The organism is Microbacterium murale, assembly GCF_014635185.1.
Classification (GTDB): domain Bacteria; phylum Actinomycetota; class Actinomycetes; order Actinomycetales; family Microbacteriaceae; genus Microbacterium; species Microbacterium murale.
The window spans coordinates 70,801-97,014 of the sequence record NZ_BMCM01000007.1; the positions used below are offsets into that span (position 1 = coordinate 70,801).

Consider the following 26,214-nt stretch of genomic DNA (forward strand, 5'->3'; position numbering starts at 1 on the left):
GCCGAAGACGAAACGCGTTGAGCGAGCGCAGCGAGTCGAAACGGTACCCGGCCGTCAGAGGATGGGCGGATCGGATGCTTCGCGCAGAGCGCGCTCGACGGTCGACTGCACGAGCGCCGAGAGATAACCGCCCGGGTTCTCCACTCCGATGCCGCGCAGCAGCGACGTCGACTGCCCGATGATCGCCCTGGAGAACTCGGATGCCGTCGCGATCGCCTCCGCGTAGGCCGCGCGGTCGTCTTCGCCGATGACGATCGGCTCGCAGCCGAGTTCGACCGCGAGCGCCTGTGCGATCGGCAGCACGGCCGCTGGTGCGGTGACCGCCGCGAAAGCCGCATGCAGTTGACGCAGATCTATCGATGTGCCCGTGAACGAGATCGCCGGATGCACGGCCAGCGGGATCGCGCCCGCGCGCTGCGCGGGCTCCAGCACGCCGATGCCGTGGGCGGGATCCGTGTGCAGCACGAGCTGCCCCGGCTGCCACGCGCCCAGCTCGGCCAGGCCGCTGACGAGCCCCGGCAGTTCGGCGTGCGGGACCGCCAGGATCACCAGCTCGCTGCGGCGGAGAACCTCGGCGGCATCGAGAACCGGCACGTCGGGCAGCACACCGGCGACGCGGTCGTCGTCGGAGCCGCTCGTGATGCCCGTGATCGCGTGCCCGGCTCCTGCGAGTGCAGCACCGATCACCGGTCCGACTCGTCCGGCGCCGATGATCCCGACGCCGAGTCGTCCGTCACGGTTCATGCAGACCGCTCGTGCGCGGCATCCTGAGCCCAGCGATGACTGTGATCCCGGCCCGCGGCCGCCGCTGCGCGCCGTGAGATGTCATCCACGGCCGCGGTCAGCGCCGTGCTCTCGATGCCGACGACATCGCCGAGCACGGGGCCCGTGACGCTGTGCACCTTGAGCGCCGCGACGCGCTGCGCCCGATCGATCGGCCCCTGCGCTGCTGAGACGCCCTGCATCCGGGCGAGCGGGAACACCGCGAGCTTGCGCCAGAAGTTGCCGCGCCGCATGATCACGCCGAAATCCGTGACCGCGAAGCCGTGGCGCTTCCACGAGAAGGGTCGGCGCCACCAGCCGCGCCGCTGCAGCACCTGATACGGGTCGCCCGCCTGCGGGCCGAAGATGCCCTGCTCCCAGATGAGAGGACGATCCGCCTCGGGCATGTCGGGAAGAACCAGCGCGAGCACGCGCTCGACGTCAGCGCGGGTGCCAACCGGCAGCACGATGTTGAACTGCTGCGCGGTGCTGGACTGTTGCTGGGATGCGCTCTTGCCGCTCATTCGATTGATCTTGATCGTCCACCAGCCGAACGGCCGCCACAGGATCGACTGCGTCACCTCGACGGCGAAGATGCGCCCCGGCGGGATCGTCTCCGTGACGGTGGTGAACAGGCCGAACGTGATGCGCACGCCGTCGGGCGTCGGCGCGATCGAATAGCGCAGCGACCGGGAGATCTGCGCCCAGACGATGGCGAAGGCCGCGATGACGAAGGGAACTCCCATGCCGAGCGTGATCCCGACGACGCCGATCCACGCATCCTCGTCGCCGTCCGAGAGGATCGCGGGGATGACGAAGGCGAGCGTCACGCCGAAGATGAGCATGAAGAATGCCAGCCACAGCACGCCGGCGAGCACCTGGGATCCGACGAGTCGTCCGGTCGGGATCTTGACCACGCTCTCGGGTGCGACATCGCCCAGGTCGACTCCGCCGATGAGGTCGTTCACTCCCCCGTTCATCGAGCCGATGAGCTGTGAGCGCATCGTCGTGGCACCGGCAGTGCCGGCGCTCTGCGGCGACCCGCCATGCTGTCTGGCCTCGCGTGCCGCGCGCGCACCGGATGCGAGGCGGAGGATGTCCGATCGCACCGTCTCGGCCTTGGTCGTCGAGAGGTACTCCAACGGCACGTTCGCGTCGGTGCCGGCGCCGACGACCTCCAGCTTGGCCATCCCGATCAGACGCGCGGGGAAGGGTCTCGTGAGGTTGACGCCCTGCACTCGGTCGAGCGGTGCCCGCCGTTGCGAGCGGAAGATGATGCCCTTTCGTACTTCGACGTGCTCGTCGGAGATGCGGAACTCCTGGAAGCGCCAGACGAGCCAGAACAGAGCGATCAGTACGATCAGCACACCAAGGACGACGAGGAGTACGACGAGGATGAGGTTGTTCTCGAACACCCAGTCCACCGGATCGCCACCGGAATAGTCACCGACATGCGCCTCTTCCGGCGCGAACAGTCCGATGGCCCAGAAGATGATCCGGTCGCGGAAGTTGTTCAGCATGAGTCCGGCGACGATGATCAACACGAGGCCGCCCTTGAAGAGCGGAGTCAGCGGATGCAGCCGGTGCCATTCGCCGTCGGCGAGCGACTCGCTGCCCGCGGGTGCGGGCGGCACCGGTGGCAGCGGCGTCTGCGCCGCGGAGGGATCCGGAGGCTGCGGCGTGCTCACAGGCCGGTCCGCCGGGTCTCGGCGACGTCGATGAGAGTGTCGCGAAGTGCTTCTGCGGCCGCCTGGGTGAGACCGGGGATCTGCACCCCCGTCGTCGCTGCGGCCGTGACCATCTTGAGCTGGGAGACGCCGAAGGCCCGGTCAAGCGGCCCGTGTGTGATGTCGACGAGCTGCATCCGTCCGTACGGCACGGCGATGATCCGCTGCCAGAGGATGCCCTTGCGGAACACGATGTCATCGGCGCGCAGCATGAAGCCGATCGCCCTGGCCTGACGCGGAAGGATCACCAGAGTGATGATCATCATCACACTGATGATCCCGGCCGGGATCCAGATCCAGGTCTGGTGCAGGACGAGGCCGAGGATCAGCGCTGCGACGATCACCAGCGCGAGAAGGATGCCGTTCTGCAGGAACTGCGACACGACGTAGCGCGGCGAGATCTGGTGCCATCTGCCGTCGAGATCGATGCGCCCTGCGCCCCGCGGTTCGCGGAGCTTCTCGTACGTGCCCTCGTCGAGGACCGGAGGCGTGGCGATGGGAGTGGCCGGTGCCACCGGGCTGGCCGGCGCCGCCGTCTGAGGTGCAGGAGGACTCACCTGCGGCGCGGCGGGCGCGGGGTTCTGCGGTGCCGACGTCGGCACGGGAGGCGCTGGCGGCGCGGGTGGCGCGGGCGGGATGTTCGGCTGCGGCGACGGGTGCACCGGTGGCTGCGTCGAGGATGGTTGCGTCGGCTCAGCGCCCGGCGTCGGCTCCGGTGGAGGGGTCGTCTGGCTGTCGGTCATCAGGATCCTTCGGCAGTGTGCAGAACTGTTCGGCCACGAGCGCGGCCACCACGAGAACGAGCGAACTCGCTATGAGGGCGGCCATCGCCACAATCGACCCTACCTGGGGATCAACGGGCCGCGACAGCAGGAAGATCAGCAGTCCGGCGCCGAAGCCCGACATGATCGCGCCGAGCAGGCTGGAGGCCCGCGCGAGGGTCGCGGCGCGCAATGCCCGGAACGGGTCGATGCGCCCCTGGGACGTACCGCGCACACTGCGGCGAACAGGCCAGGCGATGGCGAGAACCGCAGCGGCGAGCAGCAGCAGGAGCACGGGCAGGAATCCCGACGGAGCGAATGTCGCCCTCCCCGACACTGTCAGCAGATGATCGATGAGGTAGCCCACGCCACCGCCGACCACGGCCAGGAGGATGAGGATCGGAACCGAGGTGCGCTTCATCCGCGCCCCGAATCGTCGGCTGTGTCGTCGGCTGTGCCGTCGTCGGTGCCGCCGCCCGCGGCATCCGCTCGCAGGCCCGCCGCGAGGTCGGCGATCCGGCCTCGCCCGGGGATCTCGCCCTCCGGATCGACGCTGAGCCACGGGTCGAGCACGAAAAGCCGCTCTGCGGCGCGCGGATGCGGCAGCAGCAGGTGGGGATCGTCGGAGACGATGTCGCCATAGGTGATCAGATCGAGATCGAGCGTTCGATCGCCCCAGCGTTCGCGGCGCTCGCGGCCGTGCTCCTCTTCGATCGCGTGCAGCATGCCCAGCAGCACTTCTGGAGCGAGGCGGGTGGAGACGATCGCGACGGCGTTGACGTAGCCGGGCGCGTCCGGATCAGGGCCGTCCACCCGCACCGCGACGGTCTCGTAGAGCTCGGACAACCGCACGTCATCCACGAGCGGGAGCCTCGAGATGCGCTCCACCGCACGACGGATGGTCTCGCGACGGTCGCCGAGGTTGGCGCCGAGCGCGACCACAGCGGTCGCGGCATCACGCCCGGGACGCGGGTCGGGACGGACGGGAGGCGGCTTGCGGATCACTGCGGCATTCCCTGGCGCGAACGGCTGATCGTGACAGACACGTCGGAGAACGTCAGCGCGATGGGCGCGTGCGGCTTGTGCACGGTGACGTCGACCTGCTGCACCTTCGGGTCTGCGAGTACGACATCGGCGATGCGCTGCGCGAGAGTCTCGATGAGGTTGACCGGCTCACCGGCCACCACCGCCGCGACGTGCTCTGCCAGCTCGCCGTAGTGGACCGTGTCGACCACGTCGTCGGATGCTGCGGCATCCGCCAACTCGAGATGCAGGCGCAGATCGATCACGAACTCCTGACCGTTCTCACGCTCGTGCGCGAAGACACCGTGTCGCCCGAAGACGGTGAGCCCGGTGAGCTGGATTTCGTCGAGGTTCGGCACGCTCATCCCTCCCAGGCGTGTGCGACAGCAAGCGCATCGCGGGTCGTGGCGACATCGTGCACGCGCACCGCCCACACGCCGTGACGCACGGCAAGCGCGCTGGTCACGGCAGTCGCGAGGTCTCTCCGCGACTCATCGACTTCGCCGGCTCCATCGAGTGTCTCGACCAGGAATCGCTTTCGCGACGTGCCGATCAGCACACGATGCCCGAGAGCGGTGATGTCGTCGAGGCCGCGCAGCACTTCCCAGTTCTGCACACCGGCCTTGGCGAAGCCGATGCCGGGGTCGACGATCAGACGCGCCGGGGCGATGCCTGCCGCCGCTGCGTCACCGACACGCTCGCGCAGTTCGCCTGCCACCTCACGAGATGCTCGGTGATACTCGGCTTTCGCATACATGTCATCGGACGGACCCCGCCAGTGGCCGATCGCGAAATCCGCACTGGACTCGGCGACGGCGCTGAACATCTCGGGGTCGGCGAGTCCGCCTGACACGTCGTTCACGATGCGCGCGCCTGCGCGCACGGCAGCGGCTGCTGTCGACGCGTTGAGCGTGTCGATGCTCACCGGGATGCCGTGAGCGACGAACTCCTGGATCACCGGGAGCACCCGCTGCTGTTCCACTGCCGCGTCGACGCGCTCGGCCCCGGGCCGGGTGGACTCGCCGCCGACGTCGAGCACGCTCGCACCGGCATCGCGCAGCGCGAGCCCGTGGGCGATCGCACGTTCGGGATCGATATAGCGGCCGCCGTCGCTGAACGAATCGGGTGTCACATTGACGATGCCCCAGATGCCGGTCATCGTCCGTCCTCGGACCTTGTTGTCGAGGTGCCACCGATCAGCGCGATGATCTCCTGTCGTGCGACGGGCTCGCTGTATTCTCCGCGCGCGGCGATCGTCAGCGTGGATGCTTCGCTCTGACGGCCGCCGCGCATCGTGACGCAGCCGTGCGACGCGTCGAGCACGACGAGCACGCCACGCGTGTCGAGGTGCTCCGCGATGGTGTCGGCGATCTGCTCGCCCAGACGCTCCTGCACCTGCGGCCGAGCAGCGAGGATCTCGACGACTCGCACCAGTGCGCCCAGCCCGACGACCTGCTCGCCCGGCAGGTAAGCGATGTGCGCGTGCCCGGCGAACGGCAGCAGGTGATGCTCGCAGACCGAGCGGAAGCGGATGTCGCGCAGCAGTACCGCACCGGACGGCAGAGTCTCGGGCGCAGGGCCCCTGGCGACGCTGATCGTGCGGGCGAGGGGCGCCGCAGGATCCTCTCCGACGCCGGCGAAGAACTCGGCGTACAGCTCGGCCATGCGCGCCGGTGTCTGCCTGAGCCCTGGGCGCTCCGGGTCCTCGCCGATCGCCTCGAGGAGCTCTCGGGTCAGCCGTTCGACACGCGCCGGGTCGACGGCCACGATCAGGCCGTCGCCGGCCGGGCCTGCCCGGATGCGGGTGCGTTGCCGACCTGGCCGCGGGATGCCGTGGCATCCGCCGACCCGTCCACCGACGCTGCGGCATCCACGGGGATCACACGCGTTGGCACATCGATCGGCGGACGATCCGACACCGGGCGCTCGCGGCTGGAGAGCCACAGGGGCCGCTCTGGGAGCTTGCGGATCTCGGTGAAGATCTCCGCGATCTGGTTGTGATCGAGGGTCTCCTCCTCGAGAAGCGCGAGGGCGAGACGGTCGAGGATGTCACGGTTGTCGCTGATCACCTGGTAGGCCTCATCGTGCGCCTGCTCGATGAGCGCGCGCACCTGGCCGTCGACGCGCTCGGCGATCGTCTCGGAGTACTCGCGGCCGCGGCCCATGTCACGACCCGCGAACGGCTCGCCGCCCTCGGAGCCGAGCTTGACCGGTCCGAGATCGGTGGTCATGCCGTACTCGATGACCATCTTGCGGGCGATGCTCGTCGCCTTCTCGATGTCGTTCGAGGCGCCGGTGGTCGGATCATGGAAGACAAGCTCCTCGGCGACGCGGCCACCCATGGCGTACGTGAGCTGATCCTGCAGCTCGTTGCGCGTGACCGAGTACTTGTCGTCGAGCGGCATCACCATCGTGTAGCCCAGAGCCTTGCCGCGGGGCAGGATCGTGATCTTGGTCACCGGATCGGTGTAGTTCATCGCCGCCGCGGCGAGCGCGTGTCCGCCCTCGTGGTACGCGGTGATGAGCTTCTCGCGGTCCTTCATGACGCGCGTGCGGCGCTGCGGGCCGGCGATGACACGGTCGATGGCCTCGTCGAGGGCACGGTTGTCGACCAGTTGCGCGTTCGAGCGTGCGGTGAGCAGTGCTGCCTCGTTGAGGACGTTCGCCAGGTCGGCGCCGGTGAAGCCGGGAGTCTTGCGGGCGACGACCTCGAGGTCGACGCTCTTCGCGAGCGGCTTGCCCTTGGCGTGCACCTGCAGGATGTGCAGGCGGCCCTTGAGGTCGGGGGCGTCGATGCCGATCTGCCGATCGAACCGGCCCGGTCGCAGCAGCGCGGGGTCGAGGATGTCAGCGCGGTTCGTCGCCGCGATGACGATGACGTTCGCGTTCGGGTCGAAACCGTCCATCTCGACGAGCATCTGGTTCAGCGTCTGCTCGCGCTCGTCGTTTCCGCCACCCATGCCGGCGCCGCGGTGACGTCCGACGGCGTCGATCTCATCGATGAAGATGATGGCGGGGGCGTTCTCCTTGGCCTGGTTGAACAGGTCGCGCACGCGGGAGGCACCGACGCCGACGAACATCTCGACGAAGTCCGAGCCGGAGATCGAGTAGAACGGAGCGCCGGCCTCGCCTGCGACAGCGCGGGCGAGGAGGGTCTTACCTGTTCCTGGAGGGCCGTACAGCAGCACGCCCTTCGGGATGCGGGCACCGATCGCCTGGAACTTCGCAGGGTTCTGAAGGAAGTCCTTGATCTCCTCGAGTTCCTCGATGGCTTCATCCGCACCGGCGACGTCGGCGAACGTGACCGTCGGGGTCTCCTTGTTGGCGAGCTTGGCCTTCGACTTCCCGAACTGCATGACCTTGCCGCCGCCACCCTGCATCGACGAGAGCAGCCACCAGAACAGCAGGCCGAGCAGCACGAGGGGAAGCAGAAGGGAGAGGAAGCCGTCGAACCACGTCGCGCGAGGGACGACATCGTTGAACCCGTCCTTCGGGTCGGCCGTGGTGATGGCCTCGACGACCTCGTCTGCGCGTGCGTCCACGTAGTAGAACTGCACGGTCTTGGAGTCTTCGAACGCCTTCGACAGGGTCATGTCGACACGCTGATCACCGTCGGTGTTGGTCACCTCCGTGACCGTCTCACCGGCCAGCAGGTCGAGGCCCTGCTGGGTGGTGATCGTCTTGGGGGCGCCGAGGTTCGAGATCAGCAGGAACCCGCCGAACAGCAAAACACCGATCAGCGCCACATACACCAATGGATTCCGGGTGATCTTCTTCACGTCCATGATCCGTTCAGCGTATCGCGCCGTACTTTACGGTCCGCTGGGATTCGCCCACGGCGTACGCCGCGACTCGGAATCAGCTGTACACGTGGGGTGCGAGCACCGCGACATCGCGCAGGTTGCGGTAGCGCTCGTCGAAGTCGAGGCCGTACCCGACGACGAACTCGGTCGGGATGTCGAAGCCGACGTACTTGCAGTCGATCTCGACCTTCGCGGCGTCCGGCTTGCGCAGGAGCGCCAGCACCTCGATCGACTCTGGACCGCGGGACTCGAAGTTCTCCAGCAGCCAGCTCAGCGTCAGGCCGGAGTCGATGATGTCCTCGACGATCAGCACGTGCTTGCCGTGCAGGTCGGTGTCGAGGTCCTTGCGGATCTGCACGACACCGCTGGACTTGGTGCTGGAGCCGTAGCTGGAGACCGCCATCCAGTCCATCGGCGCGTGGAACGGCAGCTCGCGGGCGAAGTCGGCCATCACCATGATGGCGCCCTTCAACACTCCGACGAGCAGGAGATCCTTGCCTTCGTAGTCCTTCGCGACCTGGGTGGCGAGTTCAGCGAGCTTCGCTTTGATCTCCTCCTCGGTGACGAGGATGTCGGAAAGGTCGTCCTGGATCTCCGCGGCGCGCATGCATCGATTTTAGTGACACGATCCTGTGCGTGCGCACTACTGTGAGCGGTGAGGCGCGCGGACGCCCGCCGAAGGAAGGAATCTCATGGCTCTTGACGACATCCTCAAGCAGGTGCCGATCGATGACATCGCGGCGAAGCTCAACGTCTCGCCCGACGTCGCGAAGGCCGCGGTCGAGCAGGGCGGCGCCGTGCTGCTCGGTGGGCTGGCGAAGAATGCCGCCAGCGAGAAAGGCTCCGCGGCGATCCAGAATGCTCTGCGCAAGCATGAGGGCAAGGCCGGCGTCTCCAAGGTGGATGAGGTCGATCAGGCCGACGGCGACAAGATCGTCACGCACGTGCTCGGCGACGAGAAGCAGCAGGTCACGTCGAAGCTGAACTCGTCAGAGAAGACGGCGGGCATCGACTTCGGCAAGCTCCTCCCGATCCTCGCGCCGATCATCATGGGTCTGATCGCGAACAAGAACAAGGAGAAGTCGACGACCGCGGACGGCGCGGAATCCGGAGGCGGCATCGGCGACCTCATCGGAGGCCTGATCGGCGGCGGCGACAAGGACGGCTCCGGCGGCGGGATCGGCGATCTGCTCGGCGGGATCCTCGGTGGCGGTTCGTCCTCCGGCGGTGGTGGGATCGGAGATCTGCTGGGCGGGCTGTTCGGCGGGAAGAAGTAGCCCTAGCGGGCAGTGAAGACGATCCGGCCTCCGACTCGGGCTGCCGAGCAGCCCGGAAGGTCGATCGGCCCCTGCCCCGACCAGTCCGTGACGAGGCGCGAGACCTCGACCGTCTGCGTGCGGGTGAGGCTCGCGCCGAATTCGCTGTGTGCGACGAGGCGGATGATGCGATTGCGCAGTGCCGCGGGGTTGGCGGCGAGCGCGGAGGCGCTGACCGAGATGCCTGCCTCTGCGTGCTCGACGATGTCTTCGATGGTCTCTCGGATCATCTCGTCGAACGCCTCGGCATCCTCGCGGAGCTGCTCAGCAGTGCGCGCGAGCGCCTTGGCGATGCCGGGGCCGAGTTCGCTCTCGAGCACAGGCAGTACACGTTCGCGCACGCGGACCCGCGCGAACCGATCGTCGAGATTGTGCGGATCGTCCCACGGCACGAGATCGGATGCTGCGCAGAACGCGCGCGTCGTCTCACGCCGCACGCCGAGCATCGGGCGAACCCACATCAACCCGTCGTCGTCGGCCCGGTTCGGTGACATCCCCTGCAGGCTCGCCGCGCCGGCGCCGCGCGCCAGCCCCAGCAGCACGGTCTCCGCCTGGTCATCGAGCGTATGGCCCAGAAGCACCGCGGCAGCACGTTCTTCCTCCGCGATCCGGCGCAGCGCCGCGTAGCGCGCATCGCGCGCCGCGGACTCGGGGCCGTCCGCATCGCGGCGCACTTCGACGCGCTTGATCGCAGAGCGGATGCCGAGGGTCTCGGCCTTCGCTGCGGCCGCAGTCGCAGCATCCGCTGACCCTTCCTGCAGCCCGTGATCGATCGTCGCGCTGACCACCTGCATCCCGCGTGCGCGCGCTTCGAACGCCGTCGCGGCGACGAGTGCCAGGGAGTCCGCACCGCCGGAGAGCGCGACCACGATGGACGACCGCTCCGGCAACGGGGCCAGGGCAGTGCGCACGGCGAGGCGGATTTCGGCGATGGCGGGCGACAATGAAGGCACACGCCAACGGTACGGCACCGCGAAACTCCTATCCGCGGCATCCTGCACGGCTCTAGTCTGAGCCTGTGACTGCCCAGACCTTCGCTCCCGAGCGGCTGAAGGCTTTCGTCGATGCCGTCGTGGCGATCGCGATGACGCTGCTGATCCTGCCGCTGCTGGAATCGGTGTCCGAAGCGGCGAACGACGGCACCAGCACCGGGGCGTTCCTCGCCGAGCACCGCGGACAGATCGTCAGCTTCCTCCTCAGCTTCGTGCTGATCGCGCTGTTCTGGATGGAGCATCATCGGCAGTACGAACGCGTTCTTCGTGTCACCTCACCGCTGCTGTTCATCAATGCCGCGTGGATGCTGACGATCGTGTGGCTGCCGGTGCCGACGGCGATGCTCGGCCAGATGGACACCGACCCGCTGCAGGCGCTGCTGTACATCGGCACACTGACCATGACGCAGGCGGCAACGCTCGCGGGCAAGCTGTATCTGATGCGGCATCCGACGCTCTCCGATTTCACCGCCGAGAAACTCCGGCGCGGAGCGATCGGCGACATCGCCGCGATCATCTTGTTCTGCGTGGCATTGCCCATCGCGGCATGGGTGCATCCGATCGGCTACTTCGCTCTTCTGCTGCTCGTCTTCTCAACCCCGGTTGAGAAACTGCTCGAGCGACTGCGCAGGTAGGCTGGTTCCCGGCATCCACCCGTCTTTTCCTGAGGAGCACACGCATGGGCGCACACGACGCCGTCATCGAGATCCCGCGCGGCAGCCGCGTGAAGTACGAGGTCGACCACGAGACCGGGCGAGTGCACCTCGACCGCGTGCTCTACACGACCTTCGGCTACCCGGCCGACTACGGCTATTTCGACAACACCCTCGGCGAGGACGGCGACCCGCTGGACGTGCTCGTGCTGCTCGACCAGGCACTGTTCCCCGGTGTCGTCGTCGAGGTCCGTCCCGTCGCCGTGCTGAAGATGAGCGATGAGGCCGGTGGAGACGACAAGCTCGTCGCCGTGCTGTCGAAGGACCCGCGCTGGGCGCACATCCAGGACATCGGCGACCTCGCCGAGTACACGAAGAAGGAGATCGAGCACTTCTTCGAGCACTACAAGGACCTCGAGCCCAACAAGTGGGTCAAGGTCGACGCGTGGGGTGACGCCGCCGAGGCGCAACGCATCCTCGATGAGGCGATCGTTCGCGCCGGCGAAACCGGCCACTGACCCTGCAGATGTGAAGAAGCCCCGGTCTGCCTTTCGGCGGCCGGGGCTTCTTCGTGCTCGATCTCAGACGGAGACGCCGCGTGCGCCCATGAAGTCGATGGGGTTCGTGTACGCGCCCCAGATGTACACCTCGAAGTGCAGGTGGCAGCCGAATGATCCGCCCGTGTTGCCCTCGTAGGCGATGACCTGACCGGATTCGACCCACTGACCGCTGCGCACGACGATGCCGCCGTTGACGATGTGGCCGTAACCAGTGCCGACGCCGCCGCCGTGCTGGATCCGGACGTAGTTCCCGTACCCGCCATTCCATCCGGCGTAGTCGACGGTGCCGGCATTCGCGGCGAAGATCGGGGTTCCGCAGCCGTTCGCGAGGTCGACGCCGTAGTGCCAGCTGGAAGAACAGCCCTGCGATCCGCATTGCGATGAGCGTGGCCCGTAGCCGGAGCTGCGCCATCCGCCGTGCGGGCGAACCCAGCCGCCGGTTCCGCCTCCGCCACCGCCGCCTCCTCCGCCGCCGCCTCCGCCACCGTTGTTGGCAGCGGCAGCTGCGGCCGCAGCGGCAGCCTCTTCAGCGGCTTTCTTCTCGCGGGCCTTGCGCGCTTCCTCGGCGACGCGGACGCCCTCCTGGTAGTCGGCGACGGTCTTCGCCGTCGTGTCCTTGAGGGCTGCGAGCTGCGCCTCGAGCGTTGTGAGGTACGTGGTCTGCTCGTCGAGTGCGGCCTGAGCTGCCTCGGCTGCCGCCTGGGCGGCGATCATCTTCTCCTCGGCGACCTTCTGCAGCCGGTCGCGCTCGGTGCGCGCGACCTGGGCCTGGTCGCTGATCGACTGCGCGGAGTTGCGGGCCGCGACGGCATCGTCGTAGACCGACTGGTTGTACTCGAGGAGCTTGTCCATCGTGCCGAGCCGCGAGAGCAGCTGGTCGGCGTTGGCCGCTGATCCGGCGAAGAAGAGTTCGAGGGCGGTGTCGTCGCCGCCGTTGCGGTAAAGCTGCGCGGCGACCTGTCCTGCCTTAGTGGCGGACTCGTCTGCGATCTTCGCCTGCGCGTCGGCCTGCGCCTGGAGCTCATTGGCCTTCGTGATCGCGTCGAAGAACGCCTGCTGCGCGGCGTAGTACTCGTCGCCGGCCACCTTTGCCGCTGCCTGGGTCTCGGCGACCTTCTGGGTCAGCGCATTGATGAGGTTCTGGATGCGCGTGACCTCTGCGGCCTTCGCTGCCTCGTTGTTCTTCGCCTTCTGGACATCGTCCCAGCTGGGGTAAGAAGCGGCGTACGCGGCGTTGACGCCGGAGCCGATGCCGAAGGCGCTGAGCGCGGCGACGCTGAGGGCGCCGATGCCGAGAGCGTTGCGTCGGGTGAGAGTGTTCTTCTGCCAGAAGGTACGCCGCTCGGTGACGCTCGGTGCGCATCCGCACGAGTCTCCCGCTTCGAGCGCAGCATCCATCGCGGACTGCTCGTCGTTCACACGGCCCCTTTCACAGGTTTCACTCATGCCACAGTAACAACATCTTTAACATCCGCAACAGCGAGTTTCGGATGTCATCACACGGCAGTTACCATCCATCGTCCTCCCGAAACGCCCGGGCGGAAGGACGGCGCGCCCTCGATTAGCGTTTTGGTCAAATCATCCTTTATGCTTGAGCGTCGGCAAGGAAGTCCCCCGGGACGCCCTTCGGCCCCATCGTTTAGCGGCCTAGGACGCCGCCCTTTCACGGCGGTAGCACGGGTTCGAATCCCGTTGGGGTCACTCCGTCCGATACAATTTAAAAGCATGGCCCTGTAGCGCAGTTGGTTAGCGTGCCGCCCTGTCACGGCGGAGGTCGCGGGTTCAAGTCCCGTCAGGGTCGCTCTAAGCGACGGGCCCTTTTTTCGAAGAGGGCCTTTCGTCTAGGTTGCGGCAGTTCTACGATGTGCCGCATGGCTCTGTAGCTCAGTTGGTAGAGCGCACGACTGAAAATCGTGAGGTCACGGGATCGACGCCCGTCGGAGCCACAGGGGTGATCATTACAGTCATCCTAGAAACCCTCGCCTAGCTTCTACATGGCGGGGGTTTTGCTTTGCCCTGGAACACCGGGATCGCGGGGCAGTACGGGATACGATCGAGGCATCACGCCGGCAAGGGTTGAGCGTCATGCTCCCCCGTCTCCGCATCACGCATACACCGGACGGCAAGGCCTTGTGCCGGTTTTGTGCCGGTAACTACTGCGTCCATCCGCGCCCATGCGCGTAGTCGCGGATGCTGTCCACCATCGCCGCGATGAAGGGATCCGCCCCGAGCTGCGCGCGAGCCACCTCACCGGCTGCGGAATAGGCGTCCATGATCCCATTCGTAATTTCGCGAGCGCGCTCCTCGGCGTGCTCGCGGGCGATCCCGAGTCGCACGCCAACGAGAACCACGTCCGCAATTCGAATCCGGCCCGCGCTGTACTCCCCCGCGATCGACATCGCGAGCGTGGGATTTACCCCGCCGCCCTTCACGTATGGCGCGTAGCTTCCCAGGTCATAGAGCGGCGCAAGGGTGGCGCGGTCGCGACGAAGGAGGAGGGAGTAGTTCTTCGCATGGGCATCCGTACCGAGAGATGCCACCGAGAAAACCAAAGCGTCGAAGAAGCGCGACGCATTGATTCGGCGATCTTCCGCCTCCGGTAGTGAGGCCAGGAGCCGCGTGATTTCAGCGACGCCTGGGCCCCCTTCGATCTGATATTTGTTCTCGGGCGGCACACTCAGCGCCTGGCACAGGTCTTCTTGATGCAGGCGATGCCAGCGCGCACCTTTTAGCTCGCGGTCGTAGCGTTCCGCCACGAAGATGGCATCACCATGCTCGGTGACTTCAAGGAAGTCGCCAGCTACGTGCATGCCGAGCTCTCGTGCGGCACCCATGGTCATGAACTCGTTGATGTGGTGATCCGAATACGGCGGGATAGCTGGTTTCAGAATGTGGGTTGTCGGAGTGGAATCCTGGGGCACCGCCCAGCGCCCGCCAGCGGTTCGGAACAGCGCGACCTTTGGCTGAGCGCCGGGGAGGCTCCAGCGCGCGTCGTCGGTGCGTTTACCCCAAGTGTCTCGGTTGCGTACGAGGTCCGTGATCATCTCCGCGAATTCGCTGTCCGGGAGTTCACGGACGTCGCCCTGGCGTTGCGCAGCGTCATCGCTCGATTCCCCGGGCGCAAGTAGTTGCACTGCGCCTGCGGCATCGCGCCCGATGTGACTGAGGAGCGCGAAGGGGTTATTTGCGTTGGTTCGATACTCGCGAGCGATTTCTGCGAGGCGGCCAGGACTATCGGGCAGGAGGCCTTGAAGGAATGCCCGGACCGGCTTGTTCTTATGAACAGATCGCACCAGGGGCAGCGAAAGCGAGAGCGGTGTGGACTCTCTGTTGAGCCGATAGCTTTCGTCATAGGTGAACGTCAGCGAACCACCTGCGGATTGCCCAATGACACCGATGGGCGTGCCGTCGAGATAGGCAATGAGTTCACCCATGCGTGCCCGCCTCGCTGACATCGACCGTAAGTCCGAGTTCGCGCAGAACGCGCATCAGGCGGAACAGGGTGACGGTGGTTGACCCGTTCTCCAACCTCACGACCCACTCACGGGTGACCCCAGCCCGGTTCGCAAGCTCGGCTTGCGAGAGCGAGAGGGCGTCACGCCGCTCGGCGACGAGCGCCCCGAAATCAGACGCAGCGCGTACTTCCATATAGCCCCCTTGTGACTTATAACGCACAAGACTACATGCGACTTATAACGCACACAAGGGGATGTGACTTTTAGCGCACACCTGCCGGTCGGGCGATGGGGATCTGTGAGAACTCTCTTTACTCATTCAAGGCCGGCCTGCAGCCGGCTTCGCGGGCAGGAGTACCGAGCTGCGGTGCGTCCGGTCCTCGCTCCGCTGCGGTCCGGGCGCTCCTCGACACCACTCCTACCCGCGAGCCAGGTCTACAAGCGCCGTAAGGTCGTCGACAATCTGAGTAGCGAATCTGGACTCACACAGGTGCAGCGATTGCCCGCGCGTATAGTCCTTCACTTCGCCGCTCACATCGTGCCCCACTTTACCGACGACACAGACAACAACCGCGTTGGAAGGCAGCCCCTGGATCACGCTCTTCAGATTGCGAGCGCGCTTATTCTTCTCGCTTGGAATCCAACGCACATCTCCAGGCGGGACATCGAAACTCGCTCCGATGGCGTTCGTAATTCCCTCATCAACCTGGCCACCCACTATTAGCAAACGGCGCCCCGAGAACCAGGCAGCGCGACGGTCGCGAAGCTCGTGCGGTGTCGGAAGGTTAGGTCCAAAATGCACTGCGAGATCAGTGGGAGGGGGAGGGACGCAGCCGATGGCTGTGAACGACTCTCCCCAGAAGGCATCCACGGTCCCCAGGACGCTCCCGGGCGTGGATAGGCCCACTCCAACGAGATCATCGATAAGAAGCTCTCGATGAGCTGATTCGCCCTGATAGGAGGAAGAAAGCTCGACATTGACGTGTAGCTCTGAATGCTCGAGGGGCTGCCGAGTGAGCAGGTCGCCGAACGTGCGATGAGCGATCCTCCTCAGTGATTGTGGAGTGCCCAGTACGCCAGTTGCATAAGCCTCTGCCAGACGATCCCAGGTTCGTGCGCCAAGTCTGACTCGACGGTCCTTGGTCCATTCCTGAAGTCGGCTCAATCCAATTTCGTCGACGGCGCCAAATACGATGCCAGGATCAAGCACAACTACGGTGGTCACTCGCGTCCCTTAGCGAGCCGAGCAGCAACCGCCTTCACGATATGCCGAGTATCCTCCTCTTGCGCATCGAAGAAGCCGTCCGGCCATTCGTTGAAGTCACCCCCGTCATCGAGTTCCAGAGAGCGCACCACCGTAGCTCCTGAACTCCTTTCGGCGAACAGAACTTGAGTATGCTTCGGCGTCACGCGTCCTTCCGCGATTCGACGTCTCAGCCGGGTAATCAGGTATTCGCTATGAGTCTCAACGACGAACTGTACGTCTGGCCTGGCAAAGATGAAGAAGTCAGCGAGGCGCGACTGAACGCTTGGATGCAAATGAAGCTCCGGCTGCTCAATGAGTACGAGTGAGTTTCGTTCAACTGCAAGGCAAGCAACCAAGATCGGCAGCAATTGACTCGCCCCAACTCCAATCATTGTCAGGTCTCTGTTAGCACCATTGACTCGAAGGTTGACGCCTCGCCCGAGTTTGCCCAAGTCGAGAACTTTGATCTTGTCGCCCATGCCGAAGTAATCGCACCATAGCGCAACGGCGTCCGGGAGCGTCGCCTGTACCGGCTGATCGTTCCAATCACGAAAAGCGATCTGTCGATCCTTCTCACGAGTTAGTATCTCCGCCGTCAGCTCTCCCCGTATGCCCACAGGAAGCGCCTGCACTCTCTCATCCCACGCACCCTGAACGACTCGTGGTTCTTCACGCAGTGGGCCTAGATAGCGGACACTGCTCCCGAACTCTTCTAACGCTGTCGCAAATGCGCTTAAGTGCTGGAGGCTAAGTATGTACTCCTCAGCGAGCTGACTTTCAATAACCCCACCTTCGAAGTAGAACCTCCGACCGAATCTGTTCGACAACCCCATGTACCCGAAACCCGGACCAATAATTGCCCACTCGTCGAGGGCGCGCTTGGCGGCCACCCGGGCGATGAGGTCAGCCAGCTGCGCGCTACTAAGCGCAGAAAAGTCTCGTCTCGTCCACAGCGCGGCGACCGCGGATCGAGGGTCCGTCCCATCTGCCTTCGGGATCGTGATCCCCAGCTCACGAAGAAACCTATTCTTCGGAACAAGTTGTGAAATCTCTTGCACGAGCTCATACGTCAGCCGCTCTTGAGCTAGTCCTTCGCTCACCATCGCCTGCGCCTGATGCTCAACCACGCGAGGATCAACGTGACGAGCCAGGATGACAGGCGTTACGCCGAGGAACCCCACGTACATGCGATTCGGGGCACGGCGCGATTCCAGCACCTTGACTCTAAGGAATGACATATCAAAGCCAGGTTGGCGCTGCTCGAGAGCATCAATATCCGCGCCCTTCATCCGCTCCGATGTTGCCGAGAAAACGAGAACTCCACCACCATCGACGACCTCGAACGACGACGGGACCAATGTCGTCCCATCCCGAGAAGGGATCAGCGACACGACAACTTCCACGTGAGGAGACCTCGGGGGCTCCGCCGCAACCGAAGGACCGACCTGGACTTCAAATCGCAACTCAACTGCCGACTGCCCCTCACGAACCACATCGCCTGGCTCACCCAAGCGCACAAGAGGACCGTTCATGATGAGCGGTCCTCCTCGACTCACCGATTGAGCAAGGAGCAGGACCGATTGCAACACTGATGATTTGCCTGAGCTGTTCGCCCCGGCGAGAACAGTCAGATGGGGCAGACGCATCTGCGCGCCCCCCAAAGACTTAAAGTCCGCGACACTCCATGTCAAGATCCCCGCCATGGTCACTCCAGTCAGCTCAGTGGAGGACCGCTAATATGGCCTCGAGGTTCACCCTATAGACAGCGGAGAGATGATCCCAACGGAAACAACGTCGCCTCTCGCAACTGTGAACCGCCTCAGGTTAAACCGTCCCAGATCTCTGCCCCTTCCATACGGGAAGGATTCTCAGGTGAGTGCCCCGTAGTAGGTCGTCTCGCACTCATTGGGCCGGCCATGCCGAGGCTACCGCGGCCGTGCCGGATCGCGACAAGATGGCGCTCTACTCCCCTAGCGCAATGTTCGCAGACCACGTCGACCGATTCGGCCAAGAATCTCATCGCAACGCATTAAGCGCGAACTTGAGCCACCTCCGGAGTCGTTGAAGGGTGCGATAAGGTCTGTCCGACCCCGGCGTTCCGGTCCATCCGCTCGAAGGCTGTCAGACTCATGCCCGTTCACCCACTCCAGTCGGCCCTTGACCGGGCGACTGCTGCCACCTACACGGTCGTCGACCTGATTGACATCGCCAGGAGCCGCAAGCCCTCTGCGAGCGGGCGCGAAGGACGCACTGACGCCCGTCAAGCGTCTCTCTACAGAGCCGTGATCGCCTCGACTGTCGCCGCAGTTGAGGAGACTTTTGAGGCTCTCACAATTGCCGCTCTGGCGAGTCTCGGCACGCCACCAGCGGCACTCAATCGACTTGCGACAGCAATCGGAAAAACAATGCAGTCACCTGGTCCTCAGAACTTGGACAACTTGCTGAACGACTACCTCGACTTCACCCCGAGCGACCATTGGTGCGCACACCTTGCGTTCTCATCGCCCGCGTATCGACGGTCAGATCTCGCAGACAAGAGCTTGGACTACCGGTTGATTTACACGGCGTACGCCGGATTCCGAGAGTTCGCGGGCAATGAAGCTTCAGACATCTTGAGTCGATTCGTCAAGATCCGTAACTCGTTCGCCCACCAAGACGTCTCGACGCTGATATTCCTCAAGCCACAACAGGCCATGCTTCGGAACCTTCGAGGTCGCAAGGCAGCCTCGTCCGACGAGCAGCGACTCGTAGAGGCAATCTCCGCGACCTGTGCGGTCACTCTTGACGCTAACTCAACTGGCATGGCCGATCCGGTCGCTAGATGGACTATTCATGAGACTCACGCGGTGAACGCGCTTCTGATGTACATCGGACTTGTAATTTCGACCACCGATGCGCTCGCACTCCACCTGGATTCAACCGCCGGAGTTACGGTCTCAAAGTACGACAAGTTGGTACTCCGTGTTCAGGAGGGTCGTTGGTGGGATTGGAGCCATGACCACACATTTGCCTCACCCAACGTCGACTTTGTGTTGACGCCCTATCGACCTGGAAGTCGGTCTGCCTAGTCATTCTGTGCCGGCAGTGTGCCGGTAACCCCGCTGAAACCGCCCTCAACCAGTCGCGATCAACCATGACAACTTCCGTGGAATCACGCGGCAAACGGGCACTACTGAGCACCCGCTGCCCCGCCGCATCCTACTGAAAATCGTCGGCGCGCGGACGGGCCTGACCCGCTGTGAGGTCACGGGATCGACGCCCGTCGGAGCCACTGTCCCTCACGAGGCTTCTACTCGTGGGGGACTTTTTGTTTTCCCCCTGGTCACAGGGCGCTTCCCTCTCTCTCCGGTCGTTGAGCGAGCGAAGCGAGACGAAACGCGCTGAGCAAGCGTCAGCGGGAGACTACCAACCCGCTTCCCCGCGAACCGCGTCCACCGCATCCACAAGCGAGAGTCCTCGCGTGTCGACCCGCTGCTCGTGATCTCGTAGAGGCAGCGATGACTGCGCGAGACTCGTCCGTACGACATCACCGATGGCGGCATCCGACGAACCTAGGACATCATCGCCGGCGAGCGCGGGGCCCGCACCTCGCTGGCGAAGACGGGCGTGCGCATGAATGTCAGCCGTCGACGCGATGAGTCGTACGAACGTCACCTGCGAGTTCGGGAGCGCCGCGCGCGCGGCGGATGGGCTGATCTCGAGCGGCGCGACCACGACGAAATGACCGGCACCCACGTCACCGAATGCGCCGTGCACGCGTGCTAGATTCGCGAGTCCTACCGGCCGGTCGTTGTTCCACGCGAACGACAATTGCGCAAGATCCAGGAAACCGGTGCGACGCCCTGCCGTCCATTCGCCGCTCGCTATCTCCCAGCCGATGCGTGAAGCGCCTGCCAGGCGCGGACCGGTCACCCACAGCACAGGGCCCGCGGCGGCTGTCGCCGACACGAGTGGACGAGCGGATCTGCTCGACGTCGCGGCGGCTGGAGCCCATCTCGGGAGCACCTCGTCGACGGTCTCGTCGAGCGACCGATCGTCGGTGCTGAGCCGCTCCCAGGATGACTCCACTAGTGCCGCGTCCGCCGTCCCGGCTGTGAGGTACTGCTCGAGCTGACCCTCGCTGGCCCCGCGCTGCCCGAGCCGATCGCGGCGAGTCATCTCAGAGGCGTCCAGCCATATCGACTGCACGGAGATCCCATCGATTCCATCCGGAGGATCGCCGGGCAGCGCAACACCCGAGACGACCAGTCGGTCGACGCCGGCGCGCTGGAACTCTGCAACCACCGCGGCGAGTGCACGCTCCTTGAGCGCCCATCGATCCGGGTCATCATCCGGCGGCGGATAGCACATGCCCAACTGGTCGATGTCGACGTATCCGCACCGAACGCCCTCGCGCGCCAACTGCTGCGAGATCGCCCACGCAGTCGAGGATTTACCGACGCCGGGTGCGCCCGCGAGTCGCAGCAGGTCCATCCGTGGAATCCTAGCTCGCGGCAGACTCAGGGCAGCTGGTGCGATCGAGTGCTCATCCGTCGAGCCCGGCCGTCGCCGTGGCGAGGTCGGCGACGACATCGCTCAGCTGGCCGGTCTTCTCGAGCACGGCACGCTGGCACATCGCCCCGTTGCCGCGCGCGAAGATCCGATCGACCTGCTCGTCGACGAGCGCCTCGTCGCCGTTGTCTCGCAGCGCCGCACGAACGTGGTCGATGAGATCGGCGACGACCTCGCGTGCGGCCCGGGGCTTGAGTGTTCGCGGATCGATCAGGTCACCCTCGATGCCGAACCTCCCGGCCTGCCAGCTCATGAGCCGAAGCATCGATACCGAGATCGGAAGCGGCTCGTCGCCCGCACGCCAGGCCGCGGCGGCCGTGTCGACGAGGCCACGGCACAGCGCGGCGATCAGCACGGTGTCCGCAGCATCCGGGCACACATCTGCGACTCGGATCTCAACCGTCGGGTAGTGGTGCGACAGCCTCGCGTCGAAGTAGACCATGCCCTCATCGAGAATTGCTCCGGATGCGATCATCGACGCGACGAGCCGGTGATAAGCCTCGGCGCCACCGAACGCCTCGGTCGGGCCGGCGGTGGGCCAGCGGACCATGGCCTGCGAGCGGAAGCTCGCGTACTTCGTGTCCTCGCCCTGCCAGAACGGCGAGTTCGCACTCAGCGCGAGCAGCACTGACAGCCAGCCACGGATGCGATCGAGCACCCCGACGCCCTCTTCGTCCGACTCGACGGACACGTGCACATGGCACGCTCCCGTGAGCTGCTCTGTCGTCGTCAGGCCGAAGTGCTCGACCATCTGCAGGTATCGAGGCTTGCCGACGATCGCGGCGCCGACCGGCAGCGGCGACGTCCCTGAGGCGATCACCCGAGCGCCCGCGCGACGTGCGGCGGTGATCGCATGCGCGCGCCACGCTCGCACCCCGTCGCCGAGCGCGCCCATGTCGGTGTGCGGAATCGTATCCGTCTCGATCTGCTGCTGCTGGAGTTCATGTTCGAGCGAACCGCCCGGGGCCTCGTCGGCAGCCGCCGTCTGCGCAGCCGCGCCGCCGTTGGAAGGCTCGGCGGGTTTCACAACCTCGTCCGCATACCGCAGGGTGCGCGCGGCAACCGATCGCGGTCGCCCGCTCTCGGCATCCACGAGCAGCAGTTCCTCTTCAACACCGACGGTACGCATGCGCCCAGTTTGCCTGCACGGCGCGAAGAGAGAAAGCTCGGGGGTGAGAACGAGAGGAGAATCGCACCGTGTGCAGATTGCTCGGCTACGTCACCACACGTCCGACTTCGGTCGTCGACGTTCTCGGCCGCGACGACTTCGACACCTTCACCGCCCTCACCGAGGTGCACAGCGATGGCTGGGGCATGGCATGGCACCGCTCGCTCGATGCGCCGACAGAAGCGGTCACCTCGGCGCAGAACGCCTCGGTCGATCCCCAGTACCGGGCGCTCGCAGAACAGGCACTCGGATGCTGCGGCCTCGTGCACCTGCGGTGGGCGACGGGCGGTCTACCGGTGTCACCCGCGAACACCCATCCGTTCACGGATGCCGGATACGCGTTCGCCCACAACGGCCACATCGCGCCGATCGCGCACCTCGAAGAACAGCTCAGCACGGCGTCTCGAGCGAAGCTCATGGGCGACACCGACAGTGAGCGCTACTTCCGTCTCCTCATGCAGTGCATCGATGAGGCTTCGGGTGACGAGGCACGGGGCGTCACCCGCGCCCTCGAGATCCTCGTGCGCGAGTTCCCGAACTCGAGTCTCAACGCGCTCCTCCTCACGCCGACCAAGCTCTTCGCGATCCACATCAACAGCCGCGTCGATTCGCCTGTCGAGTCCCTCCGTGAGCTCTTCGAGTCCGATGAGGCGATGCCGGCGAGCCACGCGACCGAGTACTACGCGATGGACTATCGCATCACCGACGACGCCGTCCATGTCATCTCCAGCGGCCTGGACGCTGAGGGATGGACGCGCATCCCCGAGGACACCGCTGTAATGATCGACCTCGCCACGCGCGAGGTGACGCGGCTGCATCCGGTACCGCTCGCATGACGCGGTGCGGGTACACACCGCACCGCCGCATCGGGCACGATGGACACATGACTGACGGGTACGACGCCGGGTTCCTGGCCACGCCACTTCCGATGCCGCGGCCCGCACTCGCCGTCCGGGAACTCACCTACCCGCGCTTCTCCGTGCTGCTCGAGCCGCAGCGTCGTCTCGCCGCAGCTACCGGCGTCAACATCGACGGCGCACGCCTCGTCGATGTGCCGCGCACCGGTGACTGGCGCCTCGATCCCAGACTCCCCTCAGAAGAGCAGACCGGCCCGGACGTGTATGTGCGCAACGACCTGGATCGCGGCCACCTCGTGCGCCGCCGCGACCCAGGGTGGGGCGCGCCCGCCGAGGCGCGAGACGCCACGGAGGCGACGTTCTTCTACCCGAACGCCGCGCCCCAGGCGGCCTGCTTCAACCAGTCCAAAGAACTCTGGCTCGGCCTCGAGGACCACGTCCTCGAGTATGCCGAGACCACCGACCAGCGCATGTCCGTCTTCACCGCACCGGTGCTCGCCGACGACGATCCGCCGTATCGCGGCATCCGAATCCCCCTCCGCTTCTGGAAGGTCGCCGCATGGCAGGGCCAGACCGGGCTCGCGGCGACCGGATTCATCCTCGACCAGTCCGACCTCGTCGACACCTCCGAAGGGCTTCTCGCCACACCACCGCTGGGGGCGTTCCGCACCTTTCAGGTGCCGATCGCAGACATCGCCGACATGAGCGGCGTCGACTTCGGTGCCTTGCCAGAAGCCGACGTGCTGACAGCGCAGACCGTGCGCCCGGAAGGCTGGCGCACATTGGTCACCGCAGAAGACGTGATCCTGTGAGCGCGAACCCGCCCGTGCCCACCGGCGCAACCCGGCGCATCGAACTGACAATGCACAAGCCGTGGTTCGCCCTCTACGCCGGCGTCAGGCCGACGCTCGTCATCGCAGGACGCGGTCAGCCGACGCAGTGGGGCCTCGGCACCTGGCAGGTTCCATCCGATGAGACCGTGACGCTGGGCGTCTTCCTCTTCAACAGGCTCTGGCGCTTCGGCGAGGCCGAGATCGTCCTTCAGCCCGACCATGAAGCAGCGCTCGAGTACCGCGCACCCACATTGCCTTTCATTCGCGGCCGCTTCCGTCTTCGTACACGCTCCGGCGCGCCGCAGAGCCCGCAGGGGTGACGCCCAGGCACCTCCTCGACACAATGGAGGTATGTCCCCCGAACGCCAGTGGAGGTTGTTGACTTCCGTCCGTCGCGCCATCCGCACCGATCCCTCGAAGGTCGCGCTCACCGAGATGCACGCCGTGGTGGGCGAGACGGTCGTCGTCAAGATCCTCGACCTCGCATTGCGGATCGGGGAATCGATGTTCGCCGTGGGGGCCTCGGCGCACGACGTCACCTTCGCCATCACCCGCGTCGCCCGCGTGTACGGCCTGACCGGGGTCCACGTGGAAGTCACCTTCAGCGCGATCAGCGTGTCGTACCACCGGGGCGAGGAGGACTGGCCGACCACCCTGATGCGCGTGGTGCGCGCGGCCTCGCCCGATCACGCGAAGCTGCAGCGACTGCAGGCGCTGGTCGTCGACATCACCGAGGGCTTGGACCTGGATGCCGCGCGGATGGCATTCCGGATCATCCGGCGCACGCCGTTCCTGTACCGCCCCCTCGTCGTGATCATCGCGCGTGCGTTGCTCACTGTCGGCGTCGCCATCCTGCTCGCCGCATCGCCGATCATCATCCTGCTGACCTTCATCGCCGCCCTGAGCGCGGCGTTCACCCAGGCCGGGCTCGCGCGCCTGCAGGTTCCGTCCTTCTTCAGCCAGATCGCCGGCGCGTTCGTCATCACCGTCATCGCGACGGCGACCTCGGCCCTCGGCGCCGCCGGGATCGCTCCGTTCGATCACGTGCAACCGTCGATCATCGTCGCCTCTGGCATCGTGCTGATGCTCTCCGGGCTCACCGTCGTCGGTGCGGCTCAGGATGCCATCGACGGATTCGCACTCACCGCCGGCGGCCGCATCCTCGATCTCACGATGCAGACCGTCGGAGTCGTCCTCGGCATCCTCATCGGCCTCGAACTCGCGCGGCTGGTGGGCTTCAGCATGGCGCTGCCGGACGACATCCTGCCGTTCGGCTCACTCGCCCATCAGATCGCAGGCTCCGTGATCATCGCCGTCGCCGTCGCGCTGTTCAACGGCGCGGGGATGCGGATCATCCTCGTCAGCGCAGGGCTGAGCGTGATCGCGATCGTCGGTTACAACCTCGCGGTCCTCCTCGACATCCACGAGGCCGCCGCGAGCGGCGTCGGCGCGCTCATGGCGAGCTTCATCGGCATCCTGATCGCCCGGAACTTCCACGTCCCGTCCGTCGCCGTCACGACGGCGGCGATCGTCCCGCTCGTTCCCGGTTCGGCGGTCTTCCGCGGATTGCTCGGGATGGTGGATTCGAACGGCACTGCCGAGGGGATGCTGGTGAGCATCAGTCCGCTCGTGCTCGCAGGCTCGATCGGCATCGGGCTGGCAGCGGGCGCATCGCTGGGGCTCTACCTCGGCACCCCGTTGCGCGAGACGCTCGCCAGCGTCGCGAAGTCGCGCGCCCGCGTTCGGCGCTGACGCAGGGTCGCGCGACGCCGTTCAGCCGCGGCTGCGCCCGACGTAGACCGTGTTCGATGACATCCCGCCTGTGACCGGATTGTCGAAGTCGACGACGTGCGCCGCGGTGGCGTCGAACACGGCGTTCATCTCGACCATGAAGTCGTCATCGGGCGGATCATCCGACCAAAGGGCGAAGACGCCACGCGGCGCGAGATGGCGGTCGAGTGCCCGCAATCCAGCGGCGTTGTAGAGGTCTGCGTGCGTCGGATCGAGCTGGTGGCGTGGGGAGTGGTCCACGTCGAGCAGGATGGCGGAGTATCCGCCGCGGCCTTCGGCGGGCTCCGACCGCATCACGGCGAAGAAATCGTCCTCCACGAGGGTCGTTCGCGCATCGCTCACGAGCTCGGTCGACGCAGGCAGCAGCATCCGCTCGTGCCAGCCGATCACCGCACCGAGTCGGTCGATCACCGTGAGCTCGCGCACGCGTTCGTCCCGCAGCGCGGCGACGGCGGTGTATCCGAGGCCGAGTCCTCCGACGAGAACCGAGAGCTCGTCGCCCTCGACAGCGGCGAGCCCCAGGTTGGCCAGCTCTTCCTCTGCCACCGTGAACAGGCTCGACATGAGGTACTCGTCGCCGAGTTTCACCTCGTAGATCTCCCGGCCCACCGCCGGCTCGGTGCGGCGGCGCAGCATGAGGTCGCCGATCGGTGTGGGCTGCCAGTCAAGTTCTTCGAACCGAGTGATCACTGCGGCGTCCCTCCGTCGCTCTTCAC

General features: G+C 65.7%; 27 protein-coding genes and 3 tRNA genes. 11 read left to right on the forward strand and 19 right to left on the reverse strand.

Annotation, left to right across the window (positions count from 1 at the left end):
* Positions 1-54: 54 nt before the first annotated feature.
* The 10 genes from IEV67_RS17640 to hpt form a co-directional block, all read right to left on the reverse strand.
* On the reverse strand, positions 55-744 hold the full coding sequence (locus IEV67_RS17640; protein ID WP_188438040.1) for a DUF2520 domain-containing protein: 690 nt from the start codon (positions 742-744) through the stop codon (positions 55-57).
* The gene (locus IEV67_RS17645) at positions 741-2,450 is read right to left on the reverse strand and encodes a PH domain-containing protein (protein WP_229703312.1); all 1,710 of its coding nucleotides are present in this window, start codon (positions 2,448-2,450) and stop codon (positions 741-743) included. Before IEV67_RS17645 ends, IEV67_RS17640 begins: the two co-directional genes overlap by 4 nt.
* Positions 2,447-3,232 carry a PH domain-containing protein gene (locus IEV67_RS17650; RefSeq protein WP_188438041.1) on the reverse strand — a complete coding sequence of 262 codons (786 nt, stop codon included), beginning with the start codon at positions 3,230-3,232 and terminating at the stop codon, positions 2,447-2,449. The genes IEV67_RS17645 and IEV67_RS17650 overlap by 4 nt, the downstream gene beginning before the upstream one ends.
* The gene (locus IEV67_RS17655) at positions 3,183-3,671 is read right to left on the reverse strand and encodes a DUF3180 family protein (protein ID WP_188438042.1); all 489 of its coding nucleotides are present in this window, start codon (positions 3,669-3,671) and stop codon (positions 3,183-3,185) included. Before IEV67_RS17655 ends, IEV67_RS17650 begins: the two co-directional genes overlap by 50 nt.
* Positions 3,668-4,255 (reverse strand): 2-amino-4-hydroxy-6-hydroxymethyldihydropteridine diphosphokinase, encoded by a 588-nt coding sequence (folK, locus tag IEV67_RS17660; protein WP_229703314.1) that lies wholly within the window; start codon positions 4,253-4,255, stop codon positions 3,668-3,670. The genes IEV67_RS17655 and folK overlap by 4 nt, the downstream gene beginning before the upstream one ends.
* On the reverse strand, positions 4,252-4,638 hold the full coding sequence (gene folB / locus IEV67_RS17665; protein WP_188438043.1) for a dihydroneopterin aldolase: 387 nt from the start codon (positions 4,636-4,638) through the stop codon (positions 4,252-4,254). Before folB ends, folK begins: the two co-directional genes overlap by 4 nt.
* Positions 4,635-5,432, reverse strand: coding sequence for a dihydropteroate synthase (gene folP / locus IEV67_RS17670; RefSeq protein WP_188438044.1), 798 nt, complete (start codon positions 5,430-5,432; stop codon positions 4,635-4,637). The genes folB and folP overlap by 4 nt, the downstream gene beginning before the upstream one ends.
* Entirely contained in the window at positions 5,429-6,040 is a 612-nt protein-coding gene (folE, locus tag IEV67_RS17675) for a GTP cyclohydrolase I (RefSeq protein ID WP_188438045.1), read from the reverse strand. Before folE ends, folP begins: the two co-directional genes overlap by 4 nt.
* A gap of 2 nt (positions 6,041-6,042) precedes the next feature.
* Positions 6,043-8,058, reverse strand: coding sequence for an ATP-dependent zinc metalloprotease FtsH (gene ftsH / locus IEV67_RS17680; protein WP_188438046.1), 2,016 nt, complete (start codon positions 8,056-8,058; stop codon positions 6,043-6,045).
* 73 nt (positions 8,059-8,131) lie between these two features.
* Positions 8,132-8,683, reverse strand: coding sequence for a hypoxanthine phosphoribosyltransferase (hpt, locus tag IEV67_RS17685; RefSeq protein ID WP_188438047.1), 552 nt, complete (start codon positions 8,681-8,683; stop codon positions 8,132-8,134).
* Positions 8,684-8,768: 85 nt separating this feature from the next.
* Between hpt and IEV67_RS17690 the strand changes: the two genes are divergently transcribed.
* Positions 8,769-9,353 (forward strand): DUF937 domain-containing protein, encoded by a 585-nt coding sequence (locus tag IEV67_RS17690; RefSeq protein ID WP_188438048.1) that lies wholly within the window; start codon positions 8,769-8,771, stop codon positions 9,351-9,353.
* 2 nt (positions 9,354-9,355) lie between these two features.
* Here IEV67_RS17690 and tilS read toward each other — a convergent pair whose 3' ends face one another.
* On the reverse strand, positions 9,356-10,345 hold the full coding sequence (tilS, locus tag IEV67_RS17695; RefSeq protein ID WP_188438049.1) for a tRNA lysidine(34) synthetase TilS: 990 nt from the start codon (positions 10,343-10,345) through the stop codon (positions 9,356-9,358).
* A gap of 65 nt (positions 10,346-10,410) precedes the next feature.
* On the opposite strand from tilS, the gene IEV67_RS17700 reads away from it, so the two are divergent.
* Both IEV67_RS17700 and IEV67_RS17705 read left to right on the forward strand, forming a co-directional pair.
* Positions 10,411-11,019: a TMEM175 family protein gene (locus tag IEV67_RS17700; protein WP_229703316.1), complete on the forward strand. Its 609-nt coding sequence runs from the start codon at positions 10,411-10,413 to the stop codon at positions 11,017-11,019.
* Positions 11,020-11,063: 44 nt separating this feature from the next.
* On the forward strand, positions 11,064-11,555 hold the full coding sequence (locus IEV67_RS17705; RefSeq protein WP_188438050.1) for an inorganic diphosphatase: 492 nt from the start codon (positions 11,064-11,066) through the stop codon (positions 11,553-11,555).
* 63 nt (positions 11,556-11,618) lie between these two features.
* Here the strand turns inward: IEV67_RS17705 and IEV67_RS17710 are convergent, their stop codons facing one another.
* Entirely contained in the window at positions 11,619-13,016 is a 1,398-nt protein-coding gene (locus IEV67_RS17710; RefSeq protein ID WP_373284506.1) for a M23 family metallopeptidase, read from the reverse strand.
* A gap of 209 nt (positions 13,017-13,225) precedes the next feature.
* Here IEV67_RS17710 and IEV67_RS17715 point away from each other — a divergent pair.
* The 3 genes from IEV67_RS17715 to IEV67_RS17725 all read left to right on the forward strand — a co-directional run bounded on the left by IEV67_RS17715 (position 13,226) and on the right by IEV67_RS17725 (position 13,543).
* Positions 13,226-13,298: transfer RNA gene (locus IEV67_RS17715), tRNA-Glu, on the forward strand.
* A gap of 26 nt (positions 13,299-13,324) precedes the next feature.
* Positions 13,325-13,398 (forward strand) — tRNA-Asp (locus IEV67_RS17720).
* Between the two features lie 72 nt (positions 13,399-13,470).
* Positions 13,471-13,543: transfer RNA gene (locus tag IEV67_RS17725), tRNA-Phe, on the forward strand.
* Positions 13,544-13,750: 207 nt separating this feature from the next.
* Here the strand turns inward: IEV67_RS17725 and IEV67_RS17730 are convergent.
* The 4 genes from IEV67_RS17730 to IEV67_RS17745 form a co-directional block, all read right to left on the reverse strand.
* Positions 13,751-15,031: a HipA domain-containing protein gene (locus tag IEV67_RS17730; protein WP_188438051.1), complete on the reverse strand. Its 1,281-nt coding sequence runs from the start codon at positions 15,029-15,031 to the stop codon at positions 13,751-13,753.
* The gene (locus tag IEV67_RS17735; protein WP_188438052.1) at positions 15,024-15,245 is read right to left on the reverse strand and encodes a helix-turn-helix domain-containing protein; all 222 of its coding nucleotides are present in this window, start codon (positions 15,243-15,245) and stop codon (positions 15,024-15,026) included. Before IEV67_RS17735 ends, IEV67_RS17730 begins: the two co-directional genes overlap by 8 nt.
* Positions 15,246-15,470: 225 nt before the next feature.
* The gene (locus IEV67_RS17740; protein ID WP_188438053.1) at positions 15,471-16,277 is read right to left on the reverse strand and encodes a hypothetical protein; all 807 of its coding nucleotides are present in this window, start codon (positions 16,275-16,277) and stop codon (positions 15,471-15,473) included.
* Positions 16,274-18,001 carry a DUF3696 domain-containing protein gene (locus IEV67_RS17745; RefSeq protein WP_188438054.1) on the reverse strand — a complete coding sequence of 576 codons (1,728 nt, stop codon included), beginning with the start codon at positions 17,999-18,001 and terminating at the stop codon, positions 16,274-16,276. Before IEV67_RS17745 ends, IEV67_RS17740 begins: the two co-directional genes overlap by 4 nt.
* Before the next feature lie 426 nt (positions 18,002-18,427).
* On the opposite strand from IEV67_RS17745, the gene IEV67_RS17750 reads away from it, so the two are divergent.
* Positions 18,428-19,366, forward strand: a complete 939-nt coding sequence (locus IEV67_RS17750; RefSeq protein ID WP_188438055.1) for a hypothetical protein — start codon at positions 18,428-18,430, stop codon at positions 19,364-19,366.
* Positions 19,367-19,700: 334 nt separating this feature from the next.
* Here IEV67_RS17750 and IEV67_RS17755 read toward each other — a convergent pair whose 3' ends face one another.
* Positions 19,701-20,771 (reverse strand): AAA family ATPase, encoded by a 1,071-nt coding sequence (locus IEV67_RS17755; protein ID WP_188438056.1) that lies wholly within the window; start codon positions 20,769-20,771, stop codon positions 19,701-19,703.
* Between the two features lie 52 nt (positions 20,772-20,823).
* A complete protein-coding gene (locus IEV67_RS17760) occupies positions 20,824-21,978 on the reverse strand; it encodes a glutamate--cysteine ligase (protein WP_188438057.1) in 1,155 nt (384 codons plus the stop codon).
* Positions 21,979-22,046: 68 nt separating this feature from the next.
* Between IEV67_RS17760 and IEV67_RS17765 the strand changes: the two genes are divergently transcribed.
* The 4 genes from IEV67_RS17765 to IEV67_RS17780 are packed head-to-tail and all read left to right on the forward strand — an operon-like array spanning position 22,047 to position 25,459.
* Complete coding sequence (locus IEV67_RS17765) at positions 22,047-22,853, forward strand: class II glutamine amidotransferase (RefSeq protein WP_188438058.1); 807 nt, start codon at positions 22,047-22,049, stop codon at positions 22,851-22,853.
* 47 nt (positions 22,854-22,900) lie between these two features.
* On the forward strand, positions 22,901-23,686 hold the full coding sequence (locus IEV67_RS17770; protein WP_188438059.1) for a DNA/RNA non-specific endonuclease: 786 nt from the start codon (positions 22,901-22,903) through the stop codon (positions 23,684-23,686).
* A complete protein-coding gene (locus tag IEV67_RS17775) occupies positions 23,683-24,027 on the forward strand; it encodes a hypothetical protein (RefSeq protein WP_229703318.1) in 345 nt (114 codons plus the stop codon). Before IEV67_RS17770 ends, IEV67_RS17775 begins: the two co-directional genes overlap by 4 nt.
* A gap of 31 nt (positions 24,028-24,058) precedes the next feature.
* Positions 24,059-25,459 carry a threonine/serine exporter family protein gene (locus IEV67_RS17780; RefSeq protein WP_188438060.1) on the forward strand — a complete coding sequence of 467 codons (1,401 nt, stop codon included), beginning with the start codon at positions 24,059-24,061 and terminating at the stop codon, positions 25,457-25,459.
* A gap of 21 nt (positions 25,460-25,480) precedes the next feature.
* Here the strand turns inward: IEV67_RS17780 and IEV67_RS17785 are convergent, their stop codons facing one another.
* Complete coding sequence (locus IEV67_RS17785) at positions 25,481-26,188, reverse strand: spermidine synthase family protein (protein WP_188438061.1); 708 nt, start codon at positions 26,186-26,188, stop codon at positions 25,481-25,483.
* Positions 26,189-26,214 lie beyond the last annotated feature (26 nt).